We start from the raw sequence: 12,374 nt of genomic DNA, 5'->3' as shown, positions 1-12,374 counted from the left end.
CGGGAGCCGGCCGGCGCTCTCAGTGGGCCACGCCCACCACCAGCCAGATGAAGGCCGCGCCCGCGATCGTGCACAGCACGGTGGAGCGGGCCGGGTGGTCGTGGTGGGCCTCGGGCAGGATCTCGGCGGCGGCCAGGTAGAGCAGTACGCCGCCGAAGAGGCCGAGGTAGCCGCCGAGCAGCCGTTCCGGGATGGTGAACAGCAGCGTCGAGGCGGCGCCGGCCACCGGTGCCACCGCGTCGGCGACGAGCATGGTGACCGCCCGGCGGCGGGCGTTGCCGTACAGGCTCGTCAGTGTGTACGTGTTGAAGCCGTCGGCGAAGTCGTGGGCGATCACGGCGAGCGCCACGGCGACGCCCATGCCGCCGCCCACCTGGAAGGCGGCGCCGATCGCCACGCCGTCCATCGCGCTGTGCGCGACCATCGCGGCCGCCGCCGTCAGGCCCACCTCGGGCACCCGGCCGGGCTGGTCGCCGCCGCCGTGCGGGGCCAGTGCGCCGCCGGGGTGGTGGTGGCCCTGCGGGCGGGCGGCGAGCAGGCGTTCCACCAGATGGGCGAGGAGGAACCCGGCGACGAACAGCAGCAGTGCGGCGGGTACGCCGAAGATCTCGTCGCCGGCCGCCTCGATGGCCTCCGGCAGCAGGTCGAGTCCGACCACGCCCAGCATCAGGCCGCCGGCCAGGCCCAGGACCAGATGACGGCGGTCGGTCACGCGCTGTGCCGTCCAGCCGCCGGCCAGCGTCATCAGGAACGCGCCGAGCGCGACGAAGACCGCCATACGCCCTTGCTATCCGATCAACCCGCCTTCACGCATGTCCGCCGACGTCCGCGGACGGCCTGATCCCCCGGGCTCAGCCCGGCTCTGCCCACCCGGCAGCGACCCCGTACTTGCAGGAGAGGACCCGATTCCCATGGCCGATGCCCCCACCGGCAAGGTGACCTTCGTGGGCGCAGGCCCCGGCGCCGCCGACCTGTTGACGTTCCGTGCCGCCCGCGCCATCGCGGCGGCCGACGTGGTGATCTGGGCGGCCAGCCTGGTGCAGGCCGAGGTCCTCGACCACGCGCGCGAGGACGCGCAGATCCTCGACTCGGCGACGATGTCGCTGGAGGACGTGGTCGCCGTCTACGAGCGGGCCGCGCGGGACGGGCTGAAGGTGGCCCGGATCCACTCGGGCGACCCGGCGCTGTGGGGCGGTACGCAGGAACAGCTCGACCGGTGTGCCGAACTCGGCGTGGACACCGAGATCGTGCCGGGTGTCTCCTCGTTCTCCGCGGTGGCGGCGCTCGCCGGGCGGGAGCTGACGATTCCCGAGGTCGCGCAGTCGGTGATCCTGACCCGGCTGGGCGGCGGCAAGACGCCGATGCCGCCCGGCGAGGAGGTACGGGAGTTCGCCCGGCACGGCACGACGATGGCGCTGTTCCTGTCGGCGGCCCGCAGCGGGCAGCTCGTCCGTGAGCTGCTGGAGGGCGGCTATCCGACGTCGACGCCGGTCGTGGTGGCGTACCAGGCGACCTGGCCGGAGGAGCTGATCGTGCGGTGCACCATCGGCACGCTGGAGGAGACGGTCAAGGAGCACAAGCTCTGGAAGCACACCCTCTTCCTGGTCGGCCCCGCGCTGGACGCGAGCGGCACCCGCTCGCACCTGTACCACCCGGGCCACTTCCACGGGTTCCGCAAGGCCGACCCCGAGGCCCGCAAAGCGCTGCGCGCGCAGGGCGCGAAGCCGTGACGGTGATCACGGTCGTCGGTACGGGGACGGGGGCGCCGCTGCCCGCTCAGGCGGCGGAGACGGAGGCGCTGCTCGCCGGGGCCGGTCTGGTCGTCGGCGGGCGGCGGCACCTGGCAGCCGCCCGGCTGCCCGATGCGGCGGAGCGGGTGGTGCTGGGACCGCTGGCCCCCGCCCTCGACGCGATCGAGCGCTACCTGGAGCAGCCCGGAAAGGAGCGGCCGGTGGTCGTGCTGGCCTCCGGTGACCCCGGGTTCTTCGGGGTGGCGCGGGTGCTGGCCGAGCGGTTCGGTCCCGGGCGGCTGGCCGTGCGCCCCGGTGTGTCCTCGGTCGCCGCCGCGTTCGCCCGGCTGGGGCTGACCTGGGACGACGCCGTGGTGGTCAGCGCGCACGGGCGTGCGCTGCGGACCGCCGTCAACGTGTGCCGGGCGTATCCGAAGGCGGCGGTGCTGACCGGTCCCGGTGCCGGGCCCGCAGAGCTGGGCGCGGCGCTCGCCGACGGGTCCCCGCGGCGGGTGCTGGTGGTGGCGAGCGCCCTGGGCGATCCCGGGCGGGAGCGGGTGGAGCGGGTGACGCCGGCCGAGGCCGCCGCCCGCGACTGGGGCACGGCGGTGAGCGTCGTCCTGTGCCTGGACGAGTCCCGCCGCCTCGGACCCGCCGCCCGTACGGTGGCGGGTCCGCCCGCCGGACCGGCCCGCTGGGCCCTGCCGGAGAGCGGCTTCGAGCACCGCGACTCGATGATCACCAAGTTCGAGGTGCGGGCGCTGGCGCTCGCGCGGCTCGGTCCGCGGCTCGGGGACCACGTCTGGGACGTGGGCTCGGGGTCCGGGTCCGTGGCCGTGGAGTGCGCGCGGTTCGGCGCCGCCGTCACCGCGGTCGAGAAGAGCGCGGACGGCGCGGACCGCGTGCGCGCCAACGCCGCCGCGCACGGGGTGGACGTCCGGGTGGTGCACGGCACCGCGCCCGCGGCGCTCGACCGGTTGCCCGCGGATGACGACCCCGACGCCGTGTTCGTCGGCGGCGGGGGCGGCGACCTGCCCGCGATCGTCGCTGCGTGCGCGCGGCGCGCCCGGCGCACCGTCGTGGTGGCGCTGGCCGCGCTCGACCGGGTGCCCGCGGTCCGCGCCGCGCTGTCCGGTGCCGGTCTCGACTGCGACGGGGTGCTGCTCCAGTCGTCCCGGCTCGCGCCGCTGCCGGGCGAGGTGACCCGGCTCGCGGCGGCCAACCCCGTTTTCCTGCTGTGGGGCGACCGTCCTGCGGCACTCAGCGAAGGAGTCCCTCAGTGATCGGCCTGATTTCCGCGACGGCGGCGGGCGCGGCCGCCCGTGACCGGCTGGCGGCGGCGTGGCCCGCGCGCACCCGGGTGTACGACGGGCCCGTCGGGGACGCCGTGCGGCGGGCCTTCGGCGAGTGCGAGCAGTTGGTGTGCTTCCTCGCGACGGGCGCGGTGGTGCGCCTGGTCGCGCCGCTGCTCGGCGACAAGGCGTCCGATCCGGGGGTCGTGTGCGTGGACGAGGGCGGCCGGTTCGCCGTGTCGCTGGTCGGCGGGCACGGCGGCGGTGCCAATGAACTCGCCGGTGAGGTGGGCGAGTTGCTGGGCGCCGAGCCGGTGGTGACGACCGCGACGGACGCCGTCGGGGTGGCCGGGCTCGACACCCTCGGACTGCCCGTGGAGGGCGCGGTCGCGGCGGTGTCCAGGGCACTGCTCGACGGCGGATCCGTCGCGCTGCGCACGGAGACGCCGTGGCCGCTGCCCCCGCTGCCGCTGACGGAGGAGAGCGCGGTGGGTACGGAAGGTACGGGCGGCGCGGATGGCGCGTACGCGGTCGTCCGGGTCACCGACCGCGCGGTGGTGCCCGGCGAGCGGGAGGTGCTGCTCCGGCCGCCGTCCCTGGTCGTGGGCGTGGGCGCCTCCCGCGGCGCCCCGGCGGACGAGGTGTACGGCCTGGTCGAGGAGTGTCTGCGGGAGGCCGGACTCTCCCCCGCGTCCCTCGCCGCACTCGCCACCGTCGACGCCAAGGCGGACGAGCCGGGCATCGTGGCGGCGGCCGGGAGGCTCGGGGTGCCGCTGGTGACGTACGGCCCGTCGGAACTCGCCGCGGTCGAGGTGCCGAACCCCTCTGACGCGCCGCTCGCCGCGGTCGGCACGCCGTCGGTCGCGGAGGCGGCGGCGCTCGCGGGCGGCGGTGAACTCCTCGTCCCGAAGCGGAAGTCGCGCCGGGCGGACGGGCAGCCCGCGATGGCGACCTGCGCGGTCGTACGGCGGGCGGCGCGCGGCCGGCTCGCCGTGGTCGGGCTCGGCCCCGGCGCCCGCGATCTGCTCACCCCGCGGGCCAAGGCGGAGCTGCGGCGGGCCGCCGTGCTCGTCGGCCTCGACCAGTACGTGGACCAGATCCGCGACCTGCTGCGCCCCGGCACCCGGATCCTGGAGTCCGGTCTCGGCGCCGAGGAGGAGCGGGCCCGCACGGCGGTGGCCGAGGCCCGCGCCGGGCGGAGCGTCGCGCTGATCGGCAGCGGCGACGCGGGGGTGTACGCGATGGCGTCGCCCGCGCTGGCCGAGGCCTCCGACGACATCGACGTGGTCGGGGTGCCCGGGGTGACCGCCGCGCTCGCGGCGGGCGCGATCCTGGGCGCGCCGCTCGGCCACGACCACGTGTCGATCAGCCTGTCCGACCTGCACACACCGTGGGAGGTCATCGAACGGCGGGTACGGGCCGCGGCCGAGGCCGACATCGTCGTCACCTTCTACAACCCGCGCAGCCGTGGCCGCGACTGGCAGCTGCCGAAGGCGCTGGCGGTCCTCGCGGAGCACCGGGAGCCGTCGACGCCCGTCGGGGTCGTCCGCAACGCCTCGCGCGCTGACGAGAGCAGCCGGCTGACCACGCTCGCGCACCTCGACCCGGCCACGGTCGACATGATGACCGTGGTGACCGTGGGCAACACGGCGACCCGTCGGATCGCCGGACGCATGGTGACCCCGCGCGGCTACCGCTGGCAGCAGGAGCCCAGGTGACACCGCCGCTCCGCCGCCACCCCGTACCGCCATTCGTCAAGGCCCACCCGACCGCTAAGGAGACATCGTGACCACCCCGCCACCCGCCCTGCTCATCGCCGGACACGGCACCCGGGACGAGGCCGGAGCCGAGGCGTTCCGCGCCTTCGTACGGGAACTGGACCGCCGCAACCCCGAACTGCCCGTCGCGGGCGGGTTCATCGAGCTGTCGCCGCCGCCGCTCACCGAGGCGGTCGGCGACCTCGTGGCCCGGGGCGTACGGCGGTTCGCCGCCGTACCGCTGATGCTGGTGTCCGCCGGGCACGCCAAGGGCGACATCCCGGCGGCGCTGGCCCGCGAGAAGGAGCGGCACGCCGGCATCTCGTACACGTACGGGCGTCCGCTGGGCCCGCACCCGTCGCTGCTGGCGGTCCTGGAGCGGCGGCTGGACGACGCGCTGGCGGGCGGGGCGGAGGGCGCGGAGGGTGCGCCCGTCGACCGGTCGGAGGTGACGGTGCTGCTGGTGGGGCGCGGCTCGACCGACCCGGACGCCAACGCCGAGGTGCACAAGGCGGCGCGGCTGCTGTGGGAGGGCCGGGGGTACGCCGGGGTGGAGACGGCGTTCGTGTCGCTGGCGGCGCCGGACGTGCCGTCCGGGCTGGACCGGTGCGCGAGGCTCGGGGCGCGCCGTGTCGTCGTCCTGCCGTACTTCCTCTTCACCGGGATCCTGCCCGACCGGGTGCGGCAGCAGACCGAGGAGTGGGCCGCCGCCCACCCGGAGCTGGACGTACGGTCCGCCGACGTGATCGGCCCGGAGCCGGAACTGCTCGACCTGGTCATGGAGCGCTACCGGGAGGCGGTCCAGGGCGATCTGCGGATGAACTGCGACTCGTGCGTCTACCGCATCGCGCTGCCCGGCTTCGAGGACAAGGTCGGCCTGGCGCAGCAGCCGCACTTCCACCCGGACGACGACGGCCACCACCATCACGGCCACGGACCGCACGGCCACGACCACGGCCACGACCACCAGGGGCACGATCACCACGGCGGCCATGCGCACTCCGCGGCGCACTGAGGTGCCGGACGGTTCGGGAAGCGGCTCCGCCCACGATCTGCGGCACCACGGGGACGCCGAGGTGCGCGACGACGGGGCCGCGCTGACCGATCTCGCCGTGAACGTGCGGGCCGGGACGCCGCCCGCCTGGCTGCGGGAGCGGATCACCGAGTCCGTCGCCGGGCTGGCCGCCTACCCCGACGGGCGGGCGGCGCGCGCGGCGGTCGCGGCGCGGCACGGGCTGCCCGTGGAACGGGTGCTGCTCACCGCCGGCGCGGCCGAGGCGTTCGTGCTGCTCGCCCGCGCCCTGAAGGTGCGGCAACCGGTCGTCGTGCACCCGCAGTTCACCGAGCCTGAGGCGGCGCTGCGGGACGCCGGGCACACCGTCGGACGCGTCCTGCTGCGGGCGGCGGACGGCTTCCGGCTCGACCCGGCGGCCGTCCCCGAGAGCGCCGACCTCGTCGTGATCGGCAACCCGACCAACCCGACGTCGGTGCTCCACCCGGCCGCCGCCGTCGCCGCGCTCGCCCGGCCCGGGCGGACGCTCGTCGTCGACGAGGCGTTCATGGACGCGGTGCCCGGGGAGCGGGAGGCGCTCGCCGGGCGCACGGACCTGCCCGGCCTCGTGGTGCTGCGCAGCCTCACCAAGACGTGGGGGCTGGCCGGGCTGCGGATCGGGTACGTCCTCGCCGGGCCGGAGACGATCGCCGCCCTCGAGCGTGCCCAGCCCCTGTGGCCGGTCTCCTCGCCAGCCCTCGCCGCGGCGGAGGCGTGCGTCTCGCCGCGGGCGCTGGCGGAGGCCGCGCACGCGGCGCACCGTGTGGCCGCCGACCGGGACCATCTCGTCGCGGGGCTCGGGCGGTTCGCGGGGGACGGGGTGCGGGTGGTGGGGCCGGCGGAGGGGCCGTTCGTGCTGGTGGAGGTTGTGGGGGCGGGGGTGGTGCGTCAGCGGTTGCGGTCCTTCGGGTTCGCGGTGCGGCGCGGGGACACGTTTCCGGGCCTGGGCCCGGACTGGCTCCGGGTCGCGGTACGGGACCGGGGGACGGCGGACGCGTTCTTGGCAGCGCTGGGGCGGGCGCTGCGGGGGTGACTCGCCCAAGCGCCGGACGGGCTGGAATCAGCCCCTCCGGCGTTTGCGGAGCGGGGTCCGGGGCGGAGCAGGTACGGGACGGGTAGGGGCGGAGGGGGCGAGGAACCCGGGCCGTCAGCCGACCACCCGCCCGTTCACCACCACCCGCCGCGGCGCGGCAAGCACCCTGACGTCCGCTCGCGGGTCCTCGTCGTAGACCACCAGATCCGCGGGCGCGCCCTCGTCCAGGCCAGGCCGGCCCAGCCAGCGCCGCGCCTCCCACGTGGTGGCGGACAGCGCCCGCAGGGGCGGGATCCCGGCGGTGACGAGTTCGGCGACCTCGCCCGCGACGAGCCCGTGGGCCAGCGCGCCGCCCGCGTCGGTCCCGGCGTACACCGGGATCCCGGCGTCGTACGCGGCACGCACCGTGTCGTGGCGCCGCTCGTGCAGGCGCCGCATGTGCGCGGCCCACTTGGGGAACTTGGCCTCGCCGCCGGCCGCGAGCCGCGGGAAGGTGGCGATGTTGACGAGGGTGGGGACGATGGCGACGCCGCGCTCGGCGAAGAGCGGGATGGTGTCCTCGGTCAGCCCGGTGGCGTGCTCGACGCAGTCGATGCCCGCCTCGACCAGGTCGCGCAGGGAGTCCTCGGCGAAGCAGTGCGCGGTGACGCGGGCGCCGAGCCGGTGGGCCTCGGCGATCGCGGCCTCGACGGCGCCGCGCGGCCAGCAGGCGCCCAGGTCGCCCGTCCCGCGGTCGAGCCAGTCGCCGACCAGTTTGACCCAGCCGTCGCCGCGCCGGGCCTCTTGGGCGACGTACGCGACGAGGTCCTCGGGTTCGATCTCGTGGGCGTAGTTGCGGATGTAGCGCCGGGTGCGGGCGATGTGCCGGCCCGCCCGGATGATCTTCGGGAGGTCGTCGCGGTCGTCGATCCAGCGGGTGTCGGAGGGCGAGCCCGCGTCCCGGATCAGCAGGGTGCCCGCGTCGCGGTCGGTCAGCGCCTGCTTCTCCGCGACGTCCGCGGGCACCGGCCCGTGCGTGTCGAGCCCGACGTGACAGTGCGCGTCCACCAGGCCCGGCAGCACCCACCCCGCGACCATGAGCACCTCACGAGCACCGACGGGACGCTCGTAGGAGATCCGTCCGCCGACCACCCACAGCTCGTCCCGGACGTCCTCGGGCCCGACGAGCACCCGCCCCGTCACGTGCAGCACCACGTCATCGCTCATGGACGGCACCTTAGTGAGCTACGGCTTCCCCTCGTCCCCCCGGTCCGCGCCCCCTTCCGTGCTCCCGTCCGTGGCCCCCTCCTCGACCTCCGCCATCGCCGGGTCGAGGAGCCGGGACAGGAAGTGGCGGGTGCGTTCGTGGCGGGGGGCGCCGATGACCTGGCCGGGGGTGCCGTCCTCGACGATCACGCCGCCGTCCATGAAGACGACCCGGTCGGCGACCTCACGCGCGAACGTCATCTCGTGGGTGACGACCATCATGGTCATGCCCTCGTCCGCGAGCATCCGCATGACGGCGAGCACGTCGCCGACGAGCTCCGGGTCGAGCGCGGAGGTGGGCTCGTCGAAGAGCATGACCTGCGGGCCCATGGCGAGCGCGCGGGCGATCGCGACGCGCTGCTGCTGGCCGCCGGAGAGCGCGGACGGGTAGGCGCCGGCCTTGTCGGACAGGCCGACCCGGCGGAGGTTCTCGGCGGCCACCCGCGCCGCCTCCTCCTTGCCCCGGCCGAGGACGCGCCGCTGGGGCAGCGTGAGGTTCTCGGTCACGGACAGGTGCGGGAAGAGGTTGAACTGCTGGAAGACCATGCCGATCCGGCGGCGTACGGCGTCGATGTCGACGTCGGGGTCGGTGAGTTCCGCGCCGCCGACGAAGACCTTGCCCCGGCTGGGCTCCTCCAGCAGGTTGACGCAGCGCAGCAGGGTCGACTTGCCGGAGCCCGAGGGGCCGATCACGCAGACGACGTCACCGGAGCCGACCTCCAGGTCGATGCCGCGCAGCACCTCGTTGTCGCCGAAGGACTTGTGCAGGCCCTCGATCCGGATCTCGGGCGTGCTCGCGGGCCCGGTCGCCGGCGTGCTGGTCGTGCTGGTCACTTGACGGCCTCCTGGGCCTTCGCCTCGAGACGGCGTACGACGAATCCGAGCGGGATCGTGACCAGCAGGTAGCACAGGCCCGCGACCAGGATCGGGGTGGAGTTGGCGGTCGTGCTGGCCAGGTCGCGGCCGAACTTGGTGAGTTCGCGCTCCTCCAGGGTGACCCCGAGGAACAGCACCAGCGAGGAGTCCTTGAAGAGCAGGACGAGTTCGTTGGTGAGCGGCGGGATCACGACGCGCAGCGCCTGCGGGATGATGATCGAGACCATGGCGCGGGCGTGCGAGAAGCCCAGCGAACGGGCCGCCTCCATCTGTCCCCTGGGCACGGCCTGGATGCCCGCGCGGATCGTCTCCGCCATGTACGCGGCGGAGACCAGGCCGAGCGCGAGCGCGACCTTGCCGTAGGTGCCGCCGGGGATCTCCGTGCCGGGGAAGGCCAGCGGGACGGCGACGCCCACGAAGACGAAGATCAGCAGGGCGGGCAGGCCGCGGAAGATCTCGATGTAGATGCCGGCGACCCAGCGGTAGGGGCCCACCGAGGAGAGCCGCATCAGGGCGACGACCATGCCGAGCACGAGGCCGAAGACGAAGCCGGAGAGCGTGTAGAGCACGGTGTTCTTCAGCGCCATCGTGATGACGTCGGGGAACATCTGCTTGACCAGCGCCCACTGGGCGAACTGGTTCTTCAGCGTCCCCCAGTCGGCCGTGGCCACGAGGGCGACCACGGCGGCGACGAAGACGAGGTACTGGACCCCGCGGGAGACGGCACGCTTCTGGCGGCGGGTGAGCCCGGACCTGCGGGGCTGGACCTGTGGTTCCGCCTTGCTCATGAGGCAGAGGCGGACGCGGACGGCGAGGCGGAGGCCGCGGACTCGTCGTACGGGCCGATCCACTGCTCGTACAGCTTCTTGTACGTGCCGTCGGCCCTGGCGTCCTTGATCGCCTTGTTGACCGCGGCGAGCAGCTTGCTGTTGCCCTTCTTGACGGTGAAGCCGTACTCCTCACCGGTGTTGATGTTGTCCGCCACCTGGAAGGCGCCGGCGTTCGCCTTGTCCTTCAGCCAGCCCTGGACGACCGGGTAGTCGATGACGACGGCCTGGACCTGTCCGGTGCGCAGCCCGTTGAGGACCGCGTCGGAGGACTCGAAGGAGACCGGGTCGAAGCCCTTCTTCTTGGCGTAGTCCTCGCCGGTGGTCTGGGCCTGGGCGCCGAGCTTCCTGCCCTTGGACTTCACGTCGGCGAGCGAGCCGATGCCGCTCTTTTTGTCGACGAGCAGGGCCTGGGTGGCCTCGAAGTAGGGGTCGGAGAAGTCGACGTTCTTCTTGCGCTCCTCGGTGATCGTCATGCCGGCCGCGGCGAGGTCGCACTGGCCCGAGTTGAGGAAGGCGCCGGTCTTGAAGTTCTCGAAGGGCGTGTCGACGACGTCCTGCTTCACCCCGAGGTCCTTGGCGACCAGGTCGATGAGGGAGACGTCGAAGCCCTGCACCTTGCCGTCGATCTCCGACTGGAAGGGCGGGTACGGCAGATGGGTGCAGGTGGTGAGCTGACCGCCCTTGACCAGGGTGACCCCGTTCGCGGTGGTCTTCTTGCCGCCGCCGTCGTCCGAGGAGCAGCCGGCGACGAGCAGCAGCCCGGCCGTCGCGGTGAGGGCGGCCAGCACGCGGGCGCGGCGTCCGAGGACCGTGTTCACGGGGACCTCCTGTGTGGGAACTGTGACTCCTGATTATAAGGAGTTGTTTGATCTGCTCAAATCAAAACGATGGTCACCGGGCCGTCCGGCCTCGGATTCTTCCGCCCGTCACGGGCGGATACGCTCGTACCGCGCGTAACCGCGTGTCCGCGCGGCCCCGCGGGACCGACGGTCCCGCAGCCGCGTACCGGAACCCGTGAACGAAGAGAGCACCGCCGTGACCCATCCCCTTCTCGACCTGGCCCCGCTGACCGCCGCGCGCTTCGCGGCGATCGAGGACCGGGTGGCCCGGCTGCTGTCCACCGAGCAGGACGTCGTGATCATGCAGGGCGAGGCGCTGCTGCCGCTGGAGGGCGCCATCCGCGGCACCGCGGGCCCCGGCACCACGGCACTCAACGTGATCACCGGCCCGTACGGGCAGACCTTCGGCGACTGGCTGCGGGACTGCGGCGCGCGGGTGATCGACCTGGCGGTGCCCTTCCACACGGCGGTCACCGCCGCGCGGATCCGCGAGGCGCTCGCCGCGCACCCGGAGATCGACTTCGTCTCCCTGGTGCACGCGGAGGCGGCCACCGGCAACACCAACCCGGTCGCGGAGATCGGCGAGGCGGTACGGGCGCACGGCGCGCTGTTCTACCTGGACGCCGTGGCGTCGATCGGCGCCGAGCCGGTGCTGCCGGACGCCTGGGGCGTCGACCTGTGCGTCATCGGGGCGCAGAAGGCGCTGGGCGGTCCCGCGGGCGTCTCCGCGGTGTCCGTGAGCGAGCGGGCCTGGCAGCGCATGACGGACAACCCGGCGGCGCCGCGCGGCTCCTACCTCTCGCTGCTGGACTGGAAGCGGCGGTGGATCGACGGCGGCCGCAAGGCCCTGCTGCACGCCCCGGCACAGCTGGAGATGCTGGCCCTGGAGGCGTGCGTGGAGCGCGTCGAGTCCGCGGGCCTCGATCGGGTGATGGCGCGCCACGCCTCGGCCGCGGCGGCCACCCGGGCGGGCACGCTCGCCCTGGGCGGCGGTCTGACGCCGTACGTCCACGAGGCGGCGGACGCGGCGCCGGTGGCGACAACACTGCGCACGCCGGCGGAGGTCGACGCGTCCGGCCTGGTCACGCGGGCGCTGGCGGCGGATCCGGCGCTGCCGCTGGCGGCCGGCGCCGGCGCGCTCGCCGAGGAGATGATCCGGGTCAACCACTATGGCCCGAACGCGGCGCCCGACACCGTACGGGCCTGCCTCGGCGCCCTGGGGGCGGCGCTGGAGGGTCTGGGCCGTGCGGTGGACCGGGCGGCGGCCGACCGCGCCGTGCTCGACGCCTGGGGCTGACGGAGCGGGAGTAGGGGTGAGCGGCGCGCGGACCGGGCTCCCGGGTGCGCGCCCGGCGCGCGCCGGGGACCGGCGGTCGCCCGCCCGGGGTGCCGGGAGAACCGGCGCGGATTCCGGCGCCCGCCCCGGGCGTCCGCGCACGCACGTACCGTCCCGCAGGCAACGGCGGCCCGTTTTCCCGAGAAACGCCGGAACCATGAGAATCACGGGAATCACGGAAAACCTGCCGCCCCTTTCCGTATATTCGCATTAATTAATCGAGCGCAGCTTCCCGTATTCTTCTGCCCGCTTTTTTCGGAGCTAAACGCAGAGATTTCGCGAACATCTACCTACGTAATTCGGGCAGATCTCGCGTGGGTTACCGAGCTGTGACGTACTCCACAACGCGCCCGATTCCTCCCCCAATATCCGGGCAAAAGCTGCC

At 74.2% G+C, this 12,374-nt stretch carries 11 protein-coding genes; 6 read left to right on the top strand and 5 right to left on the bottom strand.

Going from position 1 to position 12,374, the window contains the following annotated elements:
• Positions 1–19: 19 nt before the first annotated feature.
• Positions 20–778, bottom strand: a complete 759-nt coding sequence (locus tag ACFV6E_RS16430; RefSeq protein WP_385170368.1) for a ZIP family metal transporter — start codon at positions 776–778, stop codon at positions 20–22.
• 133 nt (positions 779–911) lie between these two features.
• On the opposite strand from ACFV6E_RS16430, the gene cobM reads away from it, so the two are divergent.
• From cobM to cobC, 5 genes are all read left to right on the top strand, one after another.
• Positions 912–1,730: a precorrin-4 C(11)-methyltransferase gene (gene cobM, locus ACFV6E_RS16425; RefSeq protein WP_385462194.1), complete on the top strand. Its 819-nt coding sequence runs from the start codon at positions 912–914 to the stop codon at positions 1,728–1,730.
• Positions 1,731–1,732: 2 nt separating this feature from the next.
• A complete protein-coding gene (gene cbiE / locus ACFV6E_RS16420; protein ID WP_385462271.1) occupies positions 1,733–3,013 on the top strand; it encodes a precorrin-6y C5,15-methyltransferase (decarboxylating) subunit CbiE in 1,281 nt (426 codons plus the stop codon).
• On the top strand, positions 3,010–4,740 hold the full coding sequence (gene cobJ, locus ACFV6E_RS16415) for a precorrin-3B C(17)-methyltransferase (RefSeq protein WP_385462191.1): 1,731 nt from the start codon (positions 3,010–3,012) through the stop codon (positions 4,738–4,740). Before cbiE ends, cobJ begins: the two co-directional genes overlap by 4 nt.
• Before the next feature lie 67 nt (positions 4,741–4,807).
• The gene (locus ACFV6E_RS16410) at positions 4,808–5,794 is read left to right on the top strand and encodes a sirohydrochlorin chelatase (RefSeq protein WP_385462188.1); all 987 of its coding nucleotides are present in this window, start codon (positions 4,808–4,810) and stop codon (positions 5,792–5,794) included.
• Positions 5,772–6,863 (top strand): Rv2231c family pyridoxal phosphate-dependent protein CobC, encoded by a 1,092-nt coding sequence (gene cobC, locus ACFV6E_RS16405; protein ID WP_385170359.1) that lies wholly within the window; start codon positions 5,772–5,774, stop codon positions 6,861–6,863. The genes ACFV6E_RS16410 and cobC overlap by 23 nt, the downstream gene beginning before the upstream one ends.
• Before the next feature lie 114 nt (positions 6,864–6,977).
• On the opposite strand, the gene ACFV6E_RS16400 is transcribed toward cobC, so the two are convergent.
• The 4 genes from ACFV6E_RS16400 to ACFV6E_RS16385 are packed head-to-tail and all read right to left on the bottom strand — an operon-like array spanning position 6,978 to position 10,632.
• On the bottom strand, positions 6,978–8,069 hold the full coding sequence (locus tag ACFV6E_RS16400) for an amidohydrolase family protein (RefSeq protein WP_385462185.1): 1,092 nt from the start codon (positions 8,067–8,069) through the stop codon (positions 6,978–6,980).
• Positions 8,070–8,087: 18 nt separating this feature from the next.
• Positions 8,088–8,942: an amino acid ABC transporter ATP-binding protein gene (locus ACFV6E_RS16395; RefSeq protein WP_385462182.1), complete on the bottom strand. Its 855-nt coding sequence runs from the start codon at positions 8,940–8,942 to the stop codon at positions 8,088–8,090.
• Complete coding sequence (locus tag ACFV6E_RS16390) at positions 8,939–9,772, bottom strand: amino acid ABC transporter permease (RefSeq protein WP_385170351.1); 834 nt, start codon at positions 9,770–9,772, stop codon at positions 8,939–8,941. The genes ACFV6E_RS16395 and ACFV6E_RS16390 overlap by 4 nt, the downstream gene beginning before the upstream one ends.
• Complete coding sequence (locus tag ACFV6E_RS16385; RefSeq protein WP_385170348.1) at positions 9,769–10,632, bottom strand: transporter substrate-binding domain-containing protein; 864 nt, start codon at positions 10,630–10,632, stop codon at positions 9,769–9,771. The genes ACFV6E_RS16390 and ACFV6E_RS16385 overlap by 4 nt, the downstream gene beginning before the upstream one ends.
• A 217-nt stretch (positions 10,633–10,849) precedes the next feature.
• Here ACFV6E_RS16385 and ACFV6E_RS16380 point away from each other — a divergent pair, with 217 nt between their 5' ends.
• A complete protein-coding gene (locus tag ACFV6E_RS16380; protein ID WP_385170345.1) occupies positions 10,850–11,950 on the top strand; it encodes a pyridoxal-phosphate-dependent aminotransferase family protein in 1,101 nt (366 codons plus the stop codon).
• Positions 11,951–12,374: the final 424 nt, after the last annotated feature.

The sequence above is a fragment of the Streptomyces sp. NPDC059785 genome, from assembly GCF_042732375.1.
Classification (GTDB): Bacteria; Actinomycetota; Actinomycetes; order Streptomycetales; family Streptomycetaceae; genus Streptomyces.
Note: the sequence above shows the minus strand (reverse complement) of the source record. Positions and strands in the feature narration are given on the sequence as shown.

Excerpts from the sequence above, each read along its gene's own strand:
- ACFV6E_RS16430 (WP_385170368.1), bottom strand. The coding sequence starts at position 778 with ATGGCGGTCTTCGTCGCGCTCGGCGCGTTCCTGATGACGCTGGCCGGC.
- ACFV6E_RS16400 (WP_385462185.1), bottom strand. The coding sequence starts at position 8,069 with ATGAGCGATGACGTGGTGCTGCACGTGACGGGGCGGGTGCTCGTCGGG.
- ACFV6E_RS16390 (WP_385170351.1), bottom strand. The coding sequence starts at position 9,772 with ATGAGCAAGGCGGAACCACAGGTCCAGCCCCGCAGGTCCGGGCTCACC.
- cobM (WP_385462194.1), top strand. The coding sequence starts at position 912 with ATGGCCGATGCCCCCACCGGCAAGGTGACCTTCGTGGGCGCAGGCCCC.
- cobC (WP_385170359.1), top strand. The coding sequence starts at position 5,772 with ATGCGCACTCCGCGGCGCACTGAGGTGCCGGACGGTTCGGGAAGCGGC.